The sequence below is a fragment of the Streptomyces sp. ME19-01-6 genome (assembly GCF_033793745.1).
Classification (GTDB): domain Bacteria; phylum Actinomycetota; class Actinomycetes; order Streptomycetales; family Streptomycetaceae; genus Streptomyces.
Window position 1 is genome coordinate 1 of record NZ_JARAXF010000024.1, and the last position, 19,572, is coordinate 19,572.

The following is a 19,572-nucleotide window of genomic DNA, read 5'->3' on the forward strand; positions in this document are numbered from 1 at the left end:
GGATTCCACCTCCACGCTCACGCTTCCCCGCCCAGGTGGGAAGAACCCGCGCCGGACCTTACGGTTCACATGGGATCGCTTAGCTGATCAGAGACGCTTCGGATGGTTGTCAGTGGCGCGGGTCATGATAGTCATCGAGTCAGGTGACTGGATTGTGCGCGGTGTGGGGAGGTGAGGTGACGTGAGAGCGCTGGACTGCGATGTGCTGGTAGTCGGGGGCGGAATCGTCGGCCTGTCGACGGCGTATGCGATTACGCGCGCCTCGCCCGGCACCCGAGTGACCGTCCTGGAGAAGGAAGCCGGCCCCGCCTCCCACCAGACGGGGCGGAACAGCGGCGTGATCCACAGCGGTATCTACTACCGCCCCGGGTCGCTGAAGGCGCGGTTCGCGGTCCAGGGCGCGGCGGAGATGGTCAAGTTCTGCGCCGAGCACGGCATCGCCCATGAGGTGACGGGCAAGCTCATCGTGGCGACGGAGCGGGCGGAGCTGCCCGGGCTGCACGCCCTGGTCCAGCGCGGCCGGGAGAACGGAATCCCGGTCCGCGAGCTCGGCCCCGCCCAGCTCGCGGAGCACGAACCGTGGGTGCGCGGCCTGGCCGCCATCCATGTGGGCACGACCGGCATCTGCGACTTCAAGGCGGTGGCGGCGCGGCTGGCCCGGCTCGCGCGCGACGCCGGGGCGTCGGTGCGGTACGGGGCGGGGGTGCGCGCCATCGGGCGGCGCCCGTCGGCGGTCGCGGTCCGTACGGCAGACGGGGCGGTGCTGCGGGCCCGCGCCCTGGTCAACTGCGCCGGCCTGCACTGCGACCGGATCGCCCGGCTGGCGGGCGACGACCCCGGCATGCGGATCGTCCCCTTCCGCGGCGAGTACTACGAGCTGGTCCCAGAGCGCGCCTCCCTCGTGCGCGGCCTGGTCTACCCCGTCCCCGACCCGGCCTTCCCCTTCCTCGGCGTCCATCTGACCCGGGGCGTCGACGGCTCCGTCCACATCGGGCCCAACGCGGTGCCCGCCCTCGCCCGCGAGGGCTACACCTGGCACACGGTCCGCCCGCGCGAGCTGGCCGGGACGCTGGCGTACCCCGGCTCCTGGCGGATAGCCCGCCGCCACTGGCGTTACGGCGCGGGGGAGCTGCGCCGCTCGCTGTCCAAGGGCGCCTTCACCGACGCCGTCCGCCGTCTGCTGCCGGATGTCACCCCCGACGACCTGATACCGGCCCCGGCGGGCGTGCGCGCCCAGGCGGTGCTGCCCGACGGCACGCTGGTGGACGACTTCCTGATCAGGGAGTCCCCCCGCATCGTCCATGTGCTGAACGCGCCCTCACCCGCGGCGACGGCCTCCCTGCCGATCGGGCGGGAGGTCGCGCGGCGGGTGCTGGAGCGGCTCTGAGGCGAGGCCCGGACGCTGGGGCCTTGGCCCGTAGAATCGAAGCACTGTGCCTGAGAACCACACCGCCGAGAACCACACCGCCGAGAACCACACCGCCGAGCACCACACCGCCCCCGAGCCCCGTGCCGAGCGCACCCTGCCGCCACCCCCGCGCGACCGTCGCGCCGAGCCGATGTTCCCGGGCGGCCCTGTGGCCGACCCCGCCGGCTCGCACCACGAGCGGCGCATCCGCTCCTTCCGCCCCCGCCGCGGCCGGGTGACCCCAGGCCAGGGCGAGGCGCTGCGTCGCCTGTGGGGGCAGTGGGGCCTGGACATCGACGGCCTCTCCCGCATCGACCTCGGCGAGCTGTTCGGCGGCCCGGACCTGCCCGTCGTCCTGGAGATCGGCTTCGGGATGGGCGAGGCCACCGCCCAGATGGCCGCCGCCGACCCCGGCACCGGCATATTGGCCGCCGATGTCCACACCCCCGGCCAGGGCAATCTGCTCGCCCTCGCGGAGCGGAAAGATCTTTCCAACATCCGGGTGGCCAACGGCGACGCGATCATCCTGCTGCGCGAGATGCTGGAGCCCGCCTCCCTCGCCGGGCTGCGCGTCTACTTCCCGGACCCCTGGCCCAAGAAGCGGCACCACAAGCGCCGCCTCATCCAGCCCGAGTTCATCGCCCTCGCCGCCACCCGGCTGCGCCCCGGCGCGCTGCTGCACTGCGCGACCGACTGGGAGCCGTACGCCGAGCAGATGCTCGAGGTCCTCACCGCCGACCCGCACTTCGAGAACACCCAGCCCGACGGCGGCTACAGCCCGCGCCCGGCCTTCCGCCCGCTGACCAAGTTCGAGGGACAGGGCCTGGAGAAGGGCCATGTCGTCCACGATCTGATCTTCCGCCGCAACGACACATAGCGCCCTTGGGCGGCTGGGCATAATCCTGCGGTCCACCATTCCGCCGTTCGTTAGGGTCGTCAGGTGCACCAGCCCCCGCCCCCGCACCAGCAGCCCGGTCCCCCGGCCACGGCATACGGACAGCAGCCGTGGACCGACCCCGCGTCCGCGCCGCCGACCGGAGGCGACTGGCCACACCCACCGGGCCGCGGCCCCTGGGGCGGCCGGCTGAGCGCGCTGTGGGCCAACAAATCCCTGCGCGCCACGGCGCTGGTCGTCCTGCTCTCCCTCTCCGGGCTGGTCATCCTGGCGCTGGTCCGCCGGCAAACCGGCACCGAGGGCTTCCTCGTGGGCCTGGGCCTGGCCATCCTGCCCGTACCGCTGCTCCTCGCCGCGTTCCGCTGGATGGACCGCATCGACCCCGAACCCTGGCGGAACCTGATCTTCGCCTTCGCCTGGGGCGCGTGCGCGGCGACCCTCGTCGCCCTCATCGCGAACAGCTTCGCCACCGAGTGGCTCACGACCACCGTCGCCGACTCCTCCCCCTCCGGCCAGGCCGACGCCGACACCTGGGGCGCCACCCTGGTCGCCCCGGTCGTCGAGGAGAGCGCCAAGGCCGCCGCCGTCCTGCTCCTCTTCCTCTTCCGGCGCCGCGACTTCAACGGGATCGTCGACGGCGTCGTCATCGCCGGAATCACCGCCACCGGCTTCGCCTTCACCGAGAACATCCTGTACCTCGGCACCGCCTTCGTCAGCGACCAGGAATTCGGCTACTCCGGCATCCGCTCCACCACCGCCGCGACCTTCTTCATCCGCGCGGTGATGTCCCCCTTCGCCCACCCCCTCTTCACCGCCGCCACCGGCATCGGCTTCGGCATAGCCGCCGCGGCCGCCCAGCACCAGCGAGCGCGCCGCGTCCTCGTCCCCATCGCCGCCCTGCTCGGCGCCATGGTCCTGCACGGCCTCTGGAACGGCTCCGCCACCTTCGGCGGCTACGGCTTCCTCGCCGTCTACGCCCTCTTCATGGTCCCCGTCTTCGGCCTGCTGACCTGGCTGGTCATCTGGTCCCGCAACAACCAGCTGCGCACCATACGCACCCAGCTCACCGCCTACCAGGCCACCGGCTGGCTCACCCCACCCGAGCCCATCGCCCTCTCCTCCATGCGCGCCCGCGGCATAGCCCGCGACCTCGCCCGCCGCACCCAGGGCCCGGCCGCGGCCCGCGTCGTCGCCGACTACACCGCGACCGCCACCTCGCTCGCCTTCCTCCGCCACCGCGCCTACCGCGGCACGGCGGGCCCCGACTTCACCACCCGCGAGAGCGAGCTCCTGGACCGCCTCTGGAAACACCGCGAGACCGCCCAACCAGCCCTCGCCCACGCGGCCCTCGCGGTCCCCATGCCCCGCCGCCCGATCCCCCGCCCCCACCCAGGCATGATGCCCCCGCCCTACTGGCCCCCCGCACCCCACGCCACATACGCGCCGCACACCACGTACGCCCAGCCCGGCCCGTACGGCTACCCGGCCTGGCCTCCGGCGCAACAGCCGCCGTACCCGCAGGGTCAGCCGTGAGGCGCATGCTCACCACGCCATCCCTCACGCCTCCGCTGCCGTATGGCTCCCTTCCGTGGCCCACAGACACGCCTACCGTCCCAAGGTCAACCGGTGTGTCGGGCCAACAAGGATTCCGGGATGCTCGACAAGATGGCGGGCTCTCGGGGGCCGCGGTGAGCGAAGTGGAGATCTTCGCGGGCGCGACTACACAGCACAAAGAAGCGAAGACGCGCGTCCACACTGGTCGGATCCTCCGTGTACGCGTCCAGGTCCGGAACGAAGACGCTGTCGAACTCCAGGCCCTTCATGCTGGCCGTGCTCACGATCCGGATGGACTGTGTTGAGAAGTCGACCGTGTCTCGGTATTGGTCGTCGTGCACATAGGACTGGGTGTACTTCGCAAGCCCCAGTTGTGTGAGTCCGCTCTGGATTTCCCGCAGTAAATGGGTCGATTTGCAGATGATTCCGATACTTCGCTGAGGATGCGCGTTGAAGTACTGGGAGACTCCGGTAAGGAGATACTCCAGCGAGGGAATTTTCAGGATAGTGGGTGTACGACCCATGCGCGCAGGCAGAACTTCGTACCGGGCCTGCTCGCCGAACTCAGATGCCAGCATCGCGATCTCCCGGCTATTCCGGCGGTTCTCCCGCAGCGCGAGCGGATCGGCTCGTACGTCGAGGGACCGGCATATCTCGGAAACTGTGCTCTCCTCGTCGCCGATCCGCTGGTTCTCGTCCGCGAAGACGGTGACGCCGACACCGAGCAGGCGGCACACTTGATAGAAGCCGACGGGCAGATTTTGCCCCTCGTCGATCACCAGGTGCGCAGTTGACCTGACCTCTCGCAAGATGCAGTCCCGCTGCATGTCGATCCAGTCATAGCACCAGCCATCGTCGTCGGTCTGCGGGGGAACGGTCCCGAAGCACCCGCGCCAGAAATCCCTGATCCACCGATGATAGGTGGTCACGTTGAGAGCTTCCGTGAGGTCTGGCGCCATCTGCGCAAGGTACTGATGCAGCAAATTGGAACGCGTGAAGAGCGTGACCGTGCGACCGGCGGTCGCCAGCGCCCAGGCGCGATAGACGGCCATCACGGTCTTTCCGGAACCGGGTGCCCCGGTGATGACGTGGTTTCCGTGGAACGGAAGATTGATGACCGCGTGCTGCTCGGTCTCGAGATCGAGCAGGGAAGGAATCCTCATGACAGATCGACGACTTCGGCCGACTCCTCAAGTGCTGTCTGGAGAACTCCCCGAAAGAATCCCGGGATGTCGCCGTCACCGATCAGGAGTGTTCTGTCCAAGAGGGAATTGTCAATCTCGCAGCATGTCTCCGGGAGCAGCGTGCACGCATGGCAGGCGGCACGGTTGAGGTTGGCAAGAGACCTGCCGGTGGAGTCGGCACACAAAGGATCCTGTGAGCACCACTGCGCCGACTCGAGCAGCCTGATGAGGGTCTCCGCGAGGTTCGGCGGTTGTCCTTGGCGCACGAGTCCGCCCAGGGTTCCTTCCGCGTCCCCGGCGGCCGTGTAGATGAATACACCGGCCTGCGGCGGGAGATCGCTGCCCGGGGCGTGGCTTCGGGCGTAAACACGTTCTCGTAGGGACGCGGCGTTGTACCCGCTGTCAAAGGAGAGTTGGCGGATGAAGTGATGGGCCAGGGTGTGCAGCATCACGAAGCGTGGCAGGAGTTTCGGGCCGGATTTTCCTCTCAGCCGGTCGGCCTTGAAAGAGGCGCCCAGGTTGCTCTCGATACGTCGTGTCCATTCGCTCACCGACGGAATTTGCTCCCAGGTGCTCACACGTTCCTCGTCGACGGCGATGAAGATACCTTCACCGTATATCTCCACTGCGGGCAGCCATGAGGCCCGGCTGTGTGTGTTGACCGGGACGACACGGCCGCCCTCGCCCTCTTCGCCATCGCCAGAGCTGGGCTCGTACCGTGAGAACCCTTCAAGCGCACGGACTTCCCGCACCCGATCCGCGACGACGACGGCGGAAATGCACGCATCCAGCTCCCGTAGGGATTCGGACTCCTCGGGGTCGATCCCTAGGCCGGTCCGGCGTACGGAGAATGTCTTCGAATTGGTGACGGATTCCGGTTCGGAGAAGGCCGCCCATTCGGCGATGCTTAGGTCATCGTCGGAGTCGGCGGCAAATGATACCGGCGCGACTTCTGCGGAATAGCGGCGTCGCACGGATTCCACGAATTCCTCCGGAACGTCGCACTGGACGGCGATCACGGCCTTCAGGTGATCAGAGACCGGGCTCCCCTCGTCGTCCTTGAAAAGCGGCCAAAAAGAATGGTTGACGACCCTCTGGGCCGATTCGTCGTCTTCGGACAGGCCTGCGGGTGCGGGGATGTCGATCGCCGAGTGTGTAATCGGGAAGTACACGTTGGAGGCACCGCGCTGCACCGCTTGCGGCTTCTCCTCGCAGGGGTCCGCCTCATCGGCTTCGGAGTGCCAGGGGTGAGTTCCGGGGCACCGCTGACCCGTCTGCACGAGGATGTTCTTCTGGCTGATCCCCGCCAGATTGCGTCCCGCCCGGCAAACGGCACAGACGACGCGCAGGGCTTCCAGACCGGAGGATTCCGGAGTCGCGAGGAACCGGAGTCGGTGGACCTGACATTGCCGCTGGGAATGCTCTTCGCTCCTGGAATGGGCCCATCGACGCCAGTCGATGTCAGCCATATGACCCGCTCTGCATACCTGGATGAAGCGCATGGGGGCCAGCTGCGGCCCGCCTGGACAACGCCCGCAGACCGGTTGCCTGTCCCGTACCTCGAGCCCGGGGTTCCAGAGCAGCATGTTCCTGCACTGAGGGCAGAAGAGCCACTTGGGGAATCGGACGTACGTCGGTCCGATGCGGCTCGCATAGGCGGCCTTTCCGGACGGGATGACGGGGGCCGAGCGGAGCTCCTGGACCCCCAGTTTCCTCGCTAGCCGCGGTGACTCAACCCGCTCGGCGCTCGCCGCCCAACTCCGGGTATCGGCGGCCACGAACGATTCGCCCCGGATGTCGAGGATCCCCCCGACGCCGAAGGGAACGATGGTCTGCGCCCTGCGGACCTTGCGGCGAATGTCCTTCACTGCTCTCATGTTCCCTTCACACGGACGAAGCACTCACGGTCGACATTGCGCATCGACTGTGCCGTCTCCCATTTGCCACCCTGCTTGCCGAAGTCGGTGAGGAGTGCCATATACGAGCGCCCCTGGGACTGGTAATAGAGGCGGCTGCCCTCGCCACGCATGGACTGGGCCTCTTGCTGCCAGGCCTCGATCAGATGGTCGAGTCTTTCGGTCGCGGCATCGGCTTCCTCCGGATCGGCTCGTCGCACGTGATCCACGATGAGGTCACGGATCCGCGCGACTCCCTCCGCATGGTCGAGGATGTCCCCCGCTTTGTTCTCCGCGCTCAGACCGAGACCGTGCCGGACGAGGATGGTCAGCACCGCGTGCAGGGCACGATTGCGCGAGGGCAAGGACCACGGCGTGACGCTTGTGGGTTCCACATGCCGGTAGAGCGCACGGTGGTAGACACCGAACGACTCGTAGTGGGATCGGTCGCGCGGTTTGGTCGAGCGGAAGAGCGTGACGATCAGACCTGGTACGTGACGACGGCCGACGCGGCTGGTGGCCTGGATATATTCGGAGGTCGTCTTGGGCTGTCCGTTCATGACCATGAGGCCAAGCCGGGGGACGTCGACGCCCACGGAGAGCATGTTGGTCGTGGCGAGGAAGGAGACGCTGCCTCCTTCCTTGAAGCTCTTGCCCAGGCGTTCGAGCAGTCTTGGTTGGGCTGCGCGTGGAATGTTGCTGGTGAGCTCGACGACCGAATCGTCGTCGAGCTTGCGCCGCCGTGAGTCGTCCTTCGTCAGATGTTCGAGACGTGCGGGGATGTCGTCCCGGGCGATCGTGATGGTGCGACCGAGTTCCCGCAGGCTGTTGTGGTAGGCGACCGTGGTCCAGTACGCGTCGCGGAGGGTGTCGTCGTCACAGATGTCCTTCGGAGCCTGCAAGGCCGCAGCACCCACGTGAACGGTCGAGGTAGAGGCTGTGTGCCCCTGGGCCATGACGCCCACGTACAGGCGTCCGGGCTTGTCCTCGTCCGGCGAGGCGAAGTAGGACTGGCCCGCCGTGAGCCCCGACGGAGGGAAGAGCTGCGCGGGCCGGCCGTAGAGGCCGCGGATCTGCTCCTGGGAACGACGGATGGTCGCTGTTGACGCGATGACCTTCGGTACGGTGCCGCGCCAGGCGCAGAGTTCGAGGATGGCGGTCTCGTACAGGCCCACCGTCGTCCCCAAAGGGCCAGCGAGCAAATGGAGTTCGTCCTGAATCACCAGGGAGGGTGCGCGCCTGCTGTCCTTTCCGAAGATGTTGCCGGCCCTTGGCTCCCACGCGAGGCGTGCGAATTTGTCCACGGTGCCGAGGACGAACGTCGGCGGTTCCTCATAAATTTGTTCGTCCACGACAGAGACCGGAAGCCTGTCGTGGAAGACGCATGCGTCACGCGGACAGAAGAACGACGTGGTGACGCCGTCCGCTCTGATACCGAAGTCCCGGTCCTGACCGTGCCGTTCCGGAACGATCTCGGTGCCGCACCACGGGCAGCGTTCAAGGAGGAACCGATCGTCGGGCTCGTTCATCTGTTTCAGGACGGCCAGTTCGTCCTCCGCGTCGGATATTTTGTTCGGCGTCGTCTCCTTGCCCACCCACAGACCGATGGAGATGGGCTCCTGTCCGAGATCGTGGGGCAGTGGTCCGTCGTTGCCCCGCCTGATGTACTCCAAGGCACAGATGGCCGTCGCCGTGCGCTGGAACTGCTGTGTGGTGAGGAGACTCAGCGTGTACCGGCTCAGAACTGCCGTGCCGCCCCCGGCCGCGCCGAAACGCAGGCGACGCCAGAGGATCTCGAAGCAGGCGGTGAGGAGGTAGGCCTCCGTCTTGCCTCCGCCTGTGGGGAACCAGATGAGATCGACCGCCCTCCGGTCCTTGTGCTCGGGGTTCATCAGGCTCTCGACCACGAGCAGGAAGTAGGCGAGCTGGAACGGGTGCCAGGCGTAGTCGTCACCGGGCTCGGTGAGCTCCAGTACGTCGTCGCTGTTTCTGCGGCGACGACGACCCGCCAGCTCCGGGCGGCTGTGGAGCATCTGGAGCGCCATAGCCCGATTCGCCAGCCGGAAGGCCGCGCGTGCCGCCTCTCCTGACGGAGTCGGCGCGGTGAGCGCATCCACCCCTGACTTCATACGGTCGAGCGCGGTTTTGATACGGTCGAGGATCCGTTCGGCGGGTGCGGCGGCCCAGGGCTTCAAGTCCTTCTTTTGCGCCCGCTGCGCGTCGAACCACTGGCCATAGCCCAGGACAAATGCCTCCAGCCCCACCCGGAGTTCGTTTGCCGAGAGCTCGGGCTGGGACAGGTGCTTGAGCTTGAGCACCGTCAGGTCCCTGGGCCCGTCGGGTTTGATGTGCGCGACCACCTGCTGCGGCATGACCTGCGTTCGCACGGTGGTGACCCGGTCGGAGGCGTCGTCCCATTCGACAGCGCATCCGTGGCCCACGGCTCGCGTCACGATGTCCCGGTACTGGACGCGGAGCTCCTGCTCCTCGTGGTCGCGGCTGCTGAGACGGGTGCTGGGATACTCGCGGATCTCCCCTTCGAGGGTCGTCGCCTCCACGCCGACTTGGAAGAGCATCAGGTCCCGGTCCTTATGGGGGCTCTCCTCCTCGTCATGCGCGTTGGCCAGTACACAGGTGACGAGATGACCGGCCGCGAAAGGGCGCCAACGAACATGGAGACGCCCGTGTCCGTCCAGCACGGGGAGCGGGGTCCTCCGTTCCACGGCCACGATCTCCGTCGTGGATAGCCGCGGTTGGCGTCGCCAACTGCGCCGACCGCCCTCGCGATGTGTGACGTAGCGAGATGCTTCACACGTCACCTCGATACTCCGGGCATCGGTGAAGAAGGAGAAGCCGAGCGACGATGGAAGCCACGCGTTCGCCTCGGCCACCGGATCGTCGGCGAAGCTGTCCTCCTCTCCGCTTCCGGCCTCCGTCTCGTTGAAATCCTGCTCGCCGTCCTCCTGCGAGTGCTCCAGCAACGAAGCTCCACGCGGATACAACGTGCCCATCAGGTAACGCCGGTCAGGCGGGTCGACGAGGGTCTCATCCTCGGCGATGGCCGGGCCGACCAACTGCCTGCGGAGGTACGATACGAACTCGTCGCGGTGATCGGAGAGCCCCGATTCGGAGTGGTTCACTTGAGATGCCCCTCCCGCGTCAGCATGGCCACGCCCAGATCCTTCAGTCTTTGGCGGGTGCCTGGGCGGCAAACGACCCAGAGCTGGGCGCGGGCCCTGGTCCAGGCGACGTAGAGCGCGTCGAGGCGGCCCTCGAGGTGTTCGGCTTCGAGGTCGATCAGACAGACGACATGGTTCTCGTGCCCCTTGAAGTCCGCGACGGACGACCAGGTGAGACGGTGCTTCGTACGGTCGGTCCCGACAACGTCGGCGAAACGTTCGATCTTGGAAACTCGCTGTGATAGACGGGCCGAGCCGGCTTCCCAGTCCCCGGAGGCGGACAGCAGGGTGATGTCCCGCGGCGAGACACCCTCCCGTACGAGTTCGTTCACATAGGCGTCGAGAACGGTGGCCTCATGCTGGGCGTCCCGCGCGTCGGCGAAGCGGACCGGCTCGCCCTCACCGGCGGAGGCGACGCCCAGGTCGGCGCCCGTGTACATGCGCACTTGGTCGACGATCTGCACGGTGTTGCGGCAGTTGCGCTTCATTGGTCCGTACACGAAGCCCAGCGGGCGCAGGTATTCCCAGGCGTCGGGGTCGTAGGCGTCCGGAGTGAGTACCTGGTTGTTCTGGTCGAGCATGAAAATCCATCGGCCCTCGGCAAAGCCGCCCGATACCAGGGCCTCCAGGGTGTCGAGTCTCTCGAACGTCATCAGGTCCTGCGCCTCGTCCACGATCAAGTGGTCGAAGACGCGGCCCTGAACCTCGTCGAGGCGGTCGAAAGGCAGGACGGTGATCGCGTCGTCGTCGAGTATGCGGCCCATATGGGTCGCCAATGTGGTGCTCGCACAGGTGAACAGGACGCTGCCGTGGACAGACTTGCGGCGGGCCGCTTCGGCCGCGAGGAAGGTTTTTCCGGTGCCCGCCCCACCGGTCCAGATGAGACGTGGGTTGGACTCCAACTCGTCCAGCCTGTCCAACTGTTCCTTGGTGAGGCGTTCGAAGGCGACGTCGAGGTGGGACAGCCGCGACTGCAGGTTGGGCACGCGGTCGAAGTCCGGACGGATGGCGTCGAGCATCTTCTTGCGGAGGGAGGCGGGGATGGGGGTGCGGGCCCACCTGTTCCTGGTGAGCCAGAAGTGCGTGGCTCGCTCGATGCCCTGCGCCAGACCGCGTCCGCCAGCGTACGCGGTGGCACCGAGATACTGCTGGGGCTCGAATTCGGTCATGCGTTGGATGTCGACATCCGTGGTGATCACGAGGTATCCGCTGGGGACACCGTGATCCCTCAGGTTGCCGATCAGTGCACCGATCTCACGTTCGAATTCGTGCATGCCACCGCTGGCCTGCGCGAAAGGACTCTCCTTCGGGCCCTCCTCGCGACCGGGCGGACCGTAGTACCACTTTCCGTCGCGTTGATGGGCTCCACCGCCCTTGACCTCGATGAAGAGCAGGATGTCGGGCATGATGACCACGAAGTCGATCTCACCGACGCGCTTCTTGCGGTGCCGGGGGAGATGAACCGTGTGCAGCGCGACACTCTGATCATCCGGAATCGCCTTGAGCGCCGCGAACACGCTGCGCTCGGCCTGGCTCCTGGTGCTGCTCGAGATCTCGCTCGGAATGATGCGCATCAACTCTCCCCATGGTCACGCCAACACGTGTTCAAAATACCGAGTGATGGATCAGCGGGACACGTGCCCCGGCGGCGTGTACTGGCAGTGACGGTCGGATGAGTGATGGACTATGGGGAACGGAGACAGATCGCGGGGGGCGTGATGGCGACGGAGCAGGGCGGAGGGATGAATGGCCCTGGGCGGGATCTACTCGTCGGCCTCATGCGGCGATTCACAGCCGAAGGGCTCGGGCGCCGTACGGCTCTGCGGCAGGTGATGAGAGCGGCTCGCCTCGACCAGCAGCAGACACAGTCCCTGTACGAAGCCGTGATAGCGGCGGAGGTGGCCGAGGAGGAGGCCGACTTTCCGCAGAGTGCGAACCCCGACGATGGCGCTGGCCACGACGATGTCCCCGACGAGGTTTCCGATGACCTGGATTCCCCCGCAGCGGAAGAGGAGGTTCCGGATTTTGAGTCCCTTCGGGGAACGGTGCGTGTGGACGACATGGAAGGGGCGCGGCGCAGCGGTCGGAAGGTCCTCCTCGTCGATCGGAGGCGGGTCGCCCCGCACCGGCGTCTGCTGAGCGCCGAGGAGGAAGTGGGTCTCTGCGTCTTGTTCCGGGGGACGCAAGGGCCGTCGGAGTCGTTGCCTGACGGCTACGTGGCGACGCTTCCGCGAAACGGCGAGGCGTACCGCGCCTTCTCCGCAATGGTTGTCCATAATCAGCGTCTCGTTCACAAGATCCTGCAAGGCCTGGGGTGGGCAGGTGGTCCCATGTACGAGGACCTCGCGCAACACGGCATGATCGGGCTCATGCGGGCTGTGGAGAAGTTCGACGTCTCCATGGGGTGCAAGTTCTCGACCTATGCCACCTGGTGGATTCGGCAGCACATCAGTCGCGCTGTGATGAACGAAGGGGCGGCCATTCGCCTCCCAGTGCACGTCTGGACCGACGTGGACAAGGTGCGGAAGAAGGAGCGGGAGTTTCTCGACCAAGGCAGAAATCCCAACGTGGACGACCTCTCCCTGGCATGTGGGCTCAGTCCCGCAAAGGTGATGGAGTACTTGCGGCTGGGGCGTCGGGCGATTCTGTCGCTCGAGCAGCCCGTCGGTGATAACGCGACCCTCGGAGATCTGGTCGTCGACACATTTCGGCCGGTACCGGGTCCGGAACAGACGCTGCAATCAGCATTCGCACGCCAAGAGCTTTTCCAGTTCTTCGACGCGTGCTCCTTCACGGACAGAGTCCGGAACATTCTTCTGCTGCGATTTGGTTTCGTCGACGACACACCATGGACATTGGACCAGATCGGCGCACGATTCGGAGTCACGCGCGAACGTATCCGACAGATCGAGAAGAATGCGCTGAAGGATTTGAGGATTCACCTAGGTCTGGAGCCCGACGACACCGACGCGGAACGCCGGCGCTCGAAGGCAGCGCAGCAGATCGCTCGGGAGGCCGCTGAAGCGACCGCGCGTCGCGGAGGCCCGGAGAGGCGGAAGAATACGGGGGCTGGTGAGCCGCTGCCGAACGAGAGCGTCGGCACGCCGGGGACGAAGAGCGGTTCCGACGGGAGAGAGGGAACGGTGACCTCGCAGGGAACGGGGTTCGGCCGGTGGCTGGCCGAGCGGATGCGGGAAAAGGGGATGGACGCGAGCCAACTGGCCCACCGGTTGGAGGTGACGCGAGCGCCCGTCGATGCGTGGCTCGACGACCGCTCCGAGCCACGCCCGGAGCTCATGGCCATGGTGCGCGAGGTCCTGGGAGCCGAGGACGACGCAGTACGGGGAACTGAGGTGGGGCACGAACGGCGGGACGAACCCGCAGAGACGCCGGCCCTCTGGTACCACCGCCCCGGACACGACGACGGTGGCCGGGAGTTCGGCAACGCGGCGGCGTTCGCCTTCGAGGCCGACCTGGAGGTTCTGGCCCGTGAGGCGACCCAGAACAGCCTGGACGAGCGCGACAGGAGGAACGACGGCCCGGTCAGGGTCCGGTACACCCTGCACGAGTTGACTGGCGACACCCTGGCCCAGTTCCTCGCGGCGATCCACTGGAAGGACCTCCGTCCGCACTACGAGGCGGCCGCCGCACAGGACCAGAAGGTCGGACGCGTGATCAACGCCGGTCTGCGGGAGGTGACCGAGCGGGATCGTCTGGTCCTTCTGCGGGTCGACGACTACAACGCCAACGGGCTCACCGGTGACGACTACGAGGACGGCCGATTCGCCGCCGTGGTGCGGCGCCAACTCGACAGCCGTAAATCGGATGTGGCGGCTGGCGGTTCCTACGGCCTCGGGAAGGCCACGCTCTGGGCGACCAGCCGTCTGGGGCTCGTCCTCATGAACTCCACGCTCTCAGAGCCGCACGAGGGACACACCCAGCGGCGGCTGATCGGACGACTCGATCTGCCCTGGCGGGAGGTCGAGGGCAGGAGGTTCGCCGGTCCCGCTTGGCTCGGCCAGCCGGATCCCGAGGCGGACAACGCGGAGGTGGTCCGTTCCTGGTGGGCGGACGAGGAGACGGTCGAGAACCTGTATCTCACCCGCGAGGACGATGACCCGGGCACGTCCTTCCTGATCATCGGAGCGCATGACGTGGCCAGTCTCGCCGCTGGCACCGAGCAGGGCCAGGAACGTGAAGTTGGCGACGACGAGGACAGCCTGGAGCGCATGCATCAGAGGTTGGTTCGCGCCCTTGGCCGCAACTTCTGGGCCGCGATGACAGCGGGAGTCGAGAGCGGACCGCTGCTGGAGGCATCGGTGCGGACGCTGCGCAATGGCGTGGAATACCTTGAGGAGCAGCGGGTCGAACCGCATGTGCATCAGCCGGCGCGCTCGCGCGCTCTTCAGGCCTTCTTGAACGGCACCACGGTGGACCGCCTCACCGAGGCGGGACAGGTCGCCCTCACCACCGTGGCGTTGAAGATTCCCGAGAAGGACGGCCTCGCGGGAACGGCTGGCGAGCACAGAGCTGTACTGCTCGTCACCGACGCCACGGACGCCGACGGCAAAATCAACCAGGTGACCGCCATGCGCGGCAATCGCATGACGGTCAAGACCAGTTGGGTGCCCGGCCTTCCTGTGGGGACCAATCCGTTCCAGGCGGTTCTGCTCGCCGGCCGGGCGGCGGGAGAAGACGCGCCTTTCGCGGCGGAGGCCGAGGAGTTCCTACGCTCCTCCGAGCCGCCTGAGCACAACAAGTGGGGCCAGACCGAGGAGTTGAGAATGCGCTACTCGCCCTCGGCCCATCGACGGATTGCTGCGTTGACGTCAGAGAGCAACAAGGCGGTGCACCACCTTGTGGCGATCCCCAAGGACAAGAAGCCGAGCGGCACGAGCAGGGTGAGTAAGCGGCTCAAGATCTCGGGCAAGTCCGCCGGCAAGGTCCGGGGGACGGTGACGCCCCCGAAGCTGGACGACTTGGAGGCCGAGGTCACCTCCTCCGGTGCGTGGCAGGTCACCGTCGAGGTCAAGGTGTCGCCCGGCGGGCTCGAGCCCTGGCGCATGACTCCTGTCGCCAAGCTGGATGTCCGCTCCGGGCCTCGTCCGGTGCTCAAGTGGGCGGAGCTCGTCGCTGTCAGCGACTGCGAGCTCGCCGATGGGGTGCTGCATTTCGCGCCGGGGAGCCGCCGTGCCGTCTTCCGAGGCGTCACCGATGCGTCCACACAACCAGCGCGGGCCGCGCTGACAGGCCTCGTCGTCGAACTGCACGAGAGCAAGGGAGGTGCCGCGTGAAGGCATACCCGTATCCCCGACTGACCGGCGCGGTGACGGCGCGGGTCACGGCCGTGCGGCTGCGGGGCCCCGGTGATGCCCGAGAGCAGTTGGAGGCCAAGGGATACTCGGTTGTCGAGCAGGTCGTGGCGCTCGGTGTAGCCGAGCGCGCCGACTGGCAAGCTGCACGGCTCGCTCTGGCAGCGACCATACCGACTCGTGAGATTGAGACTAAGGGGCACTGGTCCGACGTCGCCGTTGTCGCGGTCCTGACAGAGGGGGCCACCAACACACGCACGGTTACCCGGCTGACGCCCACTGCGGAGGGCAGTAGGGATTGGGCGGGGGAGATCGAGCTCGTTCGAGACGACCACCTGGACCGTGCGTCCCTCACTCTGCACGTGGTGGCCACTGTCGGAGGGATAAGGGGTCGGATTGTCGCCTCGACCGAGCAGGAGTGGTTGATCGATGTGACGGCCGAGGCGCCCCTCAGGGATCGCCAACTCGACGTCACCACGGTCAGTTTTGCCCGTGGTGCCGAGTGGTTGCGGAGTTTCCGGGACGCACCCTGGGTCGTGGATACCTCGGGGCGGATGCCCACCGTCCGCCTGAACTCGGATTTCGAGGGCCTCGTAGCTCTCGTGGAAGGCCAGGGCTCGAAGGTTGAGAGCATGGTCGGCGAGATGCTGCTTGCCCAGATGTGCGCCGATGTGTGGGCTGCGGTCTTCCACACCGCCATCGGCGACCTGGAAATCGAGGACGATGGGACTCCGCTCTTCCCACCCGACTGGCGAGGTGCGGTGCTTCGCGAGATGCTCCCCGACATCGTCCCAGGGCGGTCGGAGGAGGACGCTCTCCGAGAGGTGCACATCCGCCGTACTGGCGAGGGGAGTTGGGCGGAGCTACAACCGCGTATCCAGTACGCAGCCGCCCGTCGTGCCGAGGTCCCCAAAACTTTGGCCGGCACTGTCCGCGACATCGAACGACTCCCCCAGGAGACCCACGCGTGACTTCCCGCCCCGAGTACCTGCCGGAACGGCTTGCTCTGATCTCCGACGTGCAGGCTGCCGAGTACATCTCCGCAGGACTGCTCGAGGGACGCGAGGACGTCCCTTCCATCGCGCTGAACAAGATTGCCGAGGCGCTGCCCGGCGACGATGCCCGACTGCGGCTGCATCGGGTACGAGATCTGATCGACGACGCCATGACCAAATTTTGGGACGAGCGCCCCACGGCAGCGGATGCGTGGCTGGCGCCACGCCTGCACGAGACCCTTCGACTGACCCGTCGGGAAGCGGCTGAGAAGCGGCTTTGGACGTATCTGGCCCTTGGTGTGGCGCCGGACTACGTCATATGGCGGCATCTGCCCGAACCGAAGGCAGACGGCTCGCCCGGTCGCGTGGCCCGCGACAAGTTCATCGGCCCGCACTACAAGCAGACGTTCGCCCGTCTCTGGTGGGCGGCCGAACTCTTCCGCGACGGCTCGGACTACCGACCCGTCGTAGTGGCTTGCGGCAACCAGGACATGCTTAACTCTGCTCTTCGTCTGGATGTCATCGACCATCGCCCTACAGCTCTTGCTCTTGTCAAGCTGATGGAGCGAGGCACTGTGCGCACTGGTCGAGAAGTAAACGCCTTGACGTCCGCAGTCAACGCCGCGGCGGCGACCCTGATGTACGACGCCGTCGCCCCTGACGCGGAACGTGACGGGGAGGCGTTGCGCGACTGGATCGCGGGTGCCGAATCATCCCTTCCATCGCCCCGGAACAACCTGCCCGAAGGGCCGGAGGAGGAGCGGGCTCCGATGGAGTCGGTTGAAAGTCTGGCCGGTCACTTCGAGGAGCTGTTTGCGGACGCGCCGGTCAGGGGGCGGACTCCCGACGGGAGCGAGTGACCTTGTGTGACTCCGGAGGACATTGACTCTGATCACCGCACCCCAGGCGACGCAGTTCCTCCGTGGTGGTCCGGGGTACGCTCGGCCATGTGCTCGCGGCGGCCAACTCCTCGTCCGAGGGCGCGGTCCCGCGCAACGCCCTGCCGAGTACATGCATGCCCAGTCGTGGGGGCACGGCATTGCCGACCTGCTGGGCCTGGTCGTTCCCGGACCACGGGAAGTTGTGCGGGAAGGTCTGGAGAACTCCGGCCTCCGGAATGGTGAAACGGTCGTATCGGTCCGCCTCGTACGCCGCGATGTCCTTGTAGACCTTGTTCCGAGAGATCTTCCCGGTGACCGTGAAGGCGGGCTCGGAGGACAGGCGCCGGCCCCGGTTCTTCGGGTCGCCCCCGGAACCGTAGTTCGAGACGACGAAGAACGTCGTCTCGCCTCCCGTCCGGAGCCGGGACACATCCACGGGTGAGCCCTTCAACTTACTCGCCGCGTCGAGGGCCTCCGCCATGGAGAGCCAGCGCTGCTTGGCCTCGGAAATCGCGGAAGCGGTCGGGAGCATATCCGCCTGCACGGCATTGCGTTTCCCCCGATGCAGGTCGAAGGGGAGATGAGTCGCTTCGAGCGGTTCGATGGCCCCATCCCCGGGGCGCCGGGCGACGAGTACGGCGCGTGTTCGGGTTTGCGGAACCCCGAACTGCTCGGTCTTCAACTCCCAACATTCAGCTTCGTACTTAACACCCCTCAGCCTCCCTTCACCACCACGCAGCAACTTCGCGTAGACCTCCCAGAGGGGCAGGACCGCGGGGACCTGCTCCAAAACGATCAGCTTGTAGGGCTCGCGGCCCTCTGTCTCGATCGCCTTGAGGAGCCAGCGAAGGGGCTCCAGAACCAGGGCGGTGCGCGGGTCGCCGAGGGCGTGCAGCTCCTCGTCGATCTGCGCCTCGTCCTCTCCGTCCACAAGGCGGTGGATGAACTTCTCCACCATGTCCAGCGCTCGCCGCCCAGCGCCGTTGCCAGCGACGGAGAAAGACTGACAGGGTGGCCCCCCGGCGAGCACGTCCACCGATTTCGGGATCTCGTCGAACCGCTTCTCGCGCATGACGCTCACATCGGCGTGAATCGTCGGCAGTCCCGCCGCGTAGCGCGTCTCGCACGCGTTCCGGTCCCACTCGATCCCGATGCTCTTGAAACCCAAGAAGTGCGCTGCCACGTCGAGTCCACCAGGACCTGCGAAAAGGTCCAGGATGCGGACACCGTCAAGATGGTGAACTTGTGTTCCCGGGTTGTTCATGGGGTTGAAGTGTAGCCGGCGACGGAGCCCGAAGACGTCCCCAGTGCGGCTACGATCGCCAGCCCGAGCGCCTTGCCCACCGGCGGCGGTGAGGCATGCCCGATCTGGCGATAGCGGGCCGTCTTCTTCCCGGCGAATCTCCAATCGGACGGGAATCCCTGCAGGAGCGCGGCTTGGTCCGTCGTAATCTTGACCATCCCGTGGCGTCCCGCCTCAGGGGCCCAGACGAAATCCGGGCCGGGAACGTCGTCGGCCACGGTACCGCCATCGACGCCCATCCTCGCCCATGCCTTCTTCGTCCCCGTCGGCCCGAGATCCGCGCCTCCCCGTCTGTCCGACCCACCCACCAGGGTCGGGGCCACGCTGATGGCCTGGGCCGCCCACCGGTCGGCGTCCCGCCAACCGCGCATGGCCATGGACCGGCGTAGAGCTCGACCGACAGACCGATGCTCGCGCACTGTTGGCTCCGGCGGACGGAACGCGTCGAAGTACTGCTTCTTGAGCGCGACGAGTACCCCTTGCTTCCGCTCCTGTGGCACCCCGAAGTCGGCCGCGTTCAGGACGAACCACCGGAACCGATAGCCGAGATGATCGAGCTCCTTGCGGATTAAGTCGCGTATCGGTTCGTAGTCGGGCGCGCCCACCAGCCCCGGTACGTTCTCGATGAGCAGGGCCCGGGGCTGGACGGCGTGCGCCAGGTAGACGGTTGCCTCCAGCAAACGCAGCTCAGCCTCGGTCTCGGTCCGTGCGACGGTCGCGCTGGACCTGACGCGGGGCAGCCCGGCCGACAGCAGATCGACGTCGTAGATCTCCTGGTGCAGCGAAGGAGCGAAGTCCACCAGATCCGTTTCCAGAACCTGCCACGCCGGTCGGTTCATGCGCAGTGTGTCGCAGGCCACCGGCTTCTCGTCCAGGAGCAGTACGGGTTCGAAGCCGGCGTGTTCCAACCCCACAGCCAGCCCACCCGCTCCAGCGCACACGTCGACGAATCGTAGTTCGCTCATA

Annotated in this window: 12 protein-coding genes; 6 read left to right on the forward strand and 6 right to left on the reverse strand. The window is 66.8% G+C overall.

Going from position 1 to position 19,572, the window contains the following annotated elements; all coding sequences use genetic code 11:
- Positions 1–181: 181 nt before the first annotated feature.
- From lhgO to PV419_RS37275, 3 genes are all read left to right on the forward strand, one after another.
- Positions 182–1,387, forward strand: coding sequence for an L-2-hydroxyglutarate oxidase (gene lhgO / locus PV419_RS37265; protein WP_319696582.1), 1,206 nt, complete (start codon positions 182–184; stop codon positions 1,385–1,387).
- Between the two features lie 46 nt (positions 1,388–1,433).
- Entirely contained in the window at positions 1,434–2,285 is an 852-nt protein-coding gene (gene trmB / locus PV419_RS37270) for a tRNA (guanosine(46)-N7)-methyltransferase TrmB (RefSeq protein WP_415925461.1), read from the forward strand.
- A 63-nt stretch (positions 2,286–2,348) separates the two neighbouring features.
- Positions 2,349–3,836 (forward strand): PrsW family intramembrane metalloprotease, encoded by a 1,488-nt coding sequence (locus tag PV419_RS37275; RefSeq protein WP_415925462.1) that lies wholly within the window; start codon positions 2,349–2,351, stop codon positions 3,834–3,836.
- 86 nt (positions 3,837–3,922) lie between these two features.
- Here PV419_RS37275 and PV419_RS37280 read toward each other — a convergent pair whose 3' ends face one another.
- From PV419_RS37280 to PV419_RS37295, 4 genes are all read right to left on the reverse strand, one after another.
- Positions 3,923–5,020 carry a DNA helicase gene (locus PV419_RS37280; RefSeq protein ID WP_319696584.1) on the reverse strand — a complete coding sequence of 366 codons (1,098 nt, stop codon included), beginning with the start codon at positions 5,018–5,020 and terminating at the stop codon, positions 3,923–3,925.
- Positions 5,017–6,918 carry a DUF1998 domain-containing protein gene (locus tag PV419_RS37285; RefSeq protein ID WP_319696585.1) on the reverse strand — a complete coding sequence of 634 codons (1,902 nt, stop codon included), beginning with the start codon at positions 6,916–6,918 and terminating at the stop codon, positions 5,017–5,019. Before PV419_RS37285 ends, PV419_RS37280 begins: the two co-directional genes overlap by 4 nt.
- On the reverse strand, positions 6,915–10,010 hold the full coding sequence (locus PV419_RS37290; protein ID WP_319696587.1) for a helicase-related protein: 3,096 nt from the start codon (positions 10,008–10,010) through the stop codon (positions 6,915–6,917). The genes PV419_RS37285 and PV419_RS37290 overlap by 4 nt, the downstream gene beginning before the upstream one ends.
- Before the next feature lie 62 nt (positions 10,011–10,072).
- Positions 10,073–11,689: a nuclease-related domain-containing DEAD/DEAH box helicase gene (locus tag PV419_RS37295; RefSeq protein ID WP_319696588.1), complete on the reverse strand. Its 1,617-nt coding sequence runs from the start codon at positions 11,687–11,689 to the stop codon at positions 10,073–10,075.
- 324 nt (positions 11,690–12,013) lie between these two features.
- Between PV419_RS37295 and PV419_RS37300 the strand changes: the two genes are divergently transcribed.
- Genes PV419_RS37300 through PV419_RS37310 form a run of 3 tightly spaced genes read left to right on the forward strand, consistent with a single transcriptional unit; the run spans position 12,014 to position 17,282 of the window.
- The gene (locus PV419_RS37300) at positions 12,014–15,409 is read left to right on the forward strand and encodes a sigma-70 family RNA polymerase sigma factor (RefSeq protein WP_319696590.1); all 3,396 of its coding nucleotides are present in this window, start codon (positions 12,014–12,016) and stop codon (positions 15,407–15,409) included.
- Positions 15,406–16,398 (forward strand): hypothetical protein, encoded by a 993-nt coding sequence (locus tag PV419_RS37305; RefSeq protein WP_319696591.1) that lies wholly within the window; start codon positions 15,406–15,408, stop codon positions 16,396–16,398. The genes PV419_RS37300 and PV419_RS37305 overlap by 4 nt, the downstream gene beginning before the upstream one ends.
- On the forward strand, positions 16,395–17,282 hold the full coding sequence (locus PV419_RS37310; protein ID WP_319696593.1) for a DUF6339 family protein: 888 nt from the start codon (positions 16,395–16,397) through the stop codon (positions 17,280–17,282). Before PV419_RS37305 ends, PV419_RS37310 begins: the two co-directional genes overlap by 4 nt.
- On the opposite strand, the gene PV419_RS37315 is transcribed toward PV419_RS37310, so the two are convergent.
- Together PV419_RS37315 and PV419_RS37320 are read right to left on the reverse strand one after the other, a co-directional pair.
- Entirely contained in the window at positions 17,251–18,567 is a 1,317-nt protein-coding gene (locus PV419_RS37315) for a DNA cytosine methyltransferase (RefSeq protein ID WP_319696595.1), read from the reverse strand. The two genes, PV419_RS37310 and PV419_RS37315, sit on opposite strands and share 32 nt — an antisense overlap.
- The gene (locus tag PV419_RS37320) at positions 18,564–19,571 is read right to left on the reverse strand and encodes a DNA cytosine methyltransferase (protein ID WP_319696596.1); all 1,008 of its coding nucleotides are present in this window, start codon (positions 19,569–19,571) and stop codon (positions 18,564–18,566) included. The genes PV419_RS37315 and PV419_RS37320 overlap by 4 nt, the downstream gene beginning before the upstream one ends.
- Position 19,572: the final 1 nt, after the last annotated feature.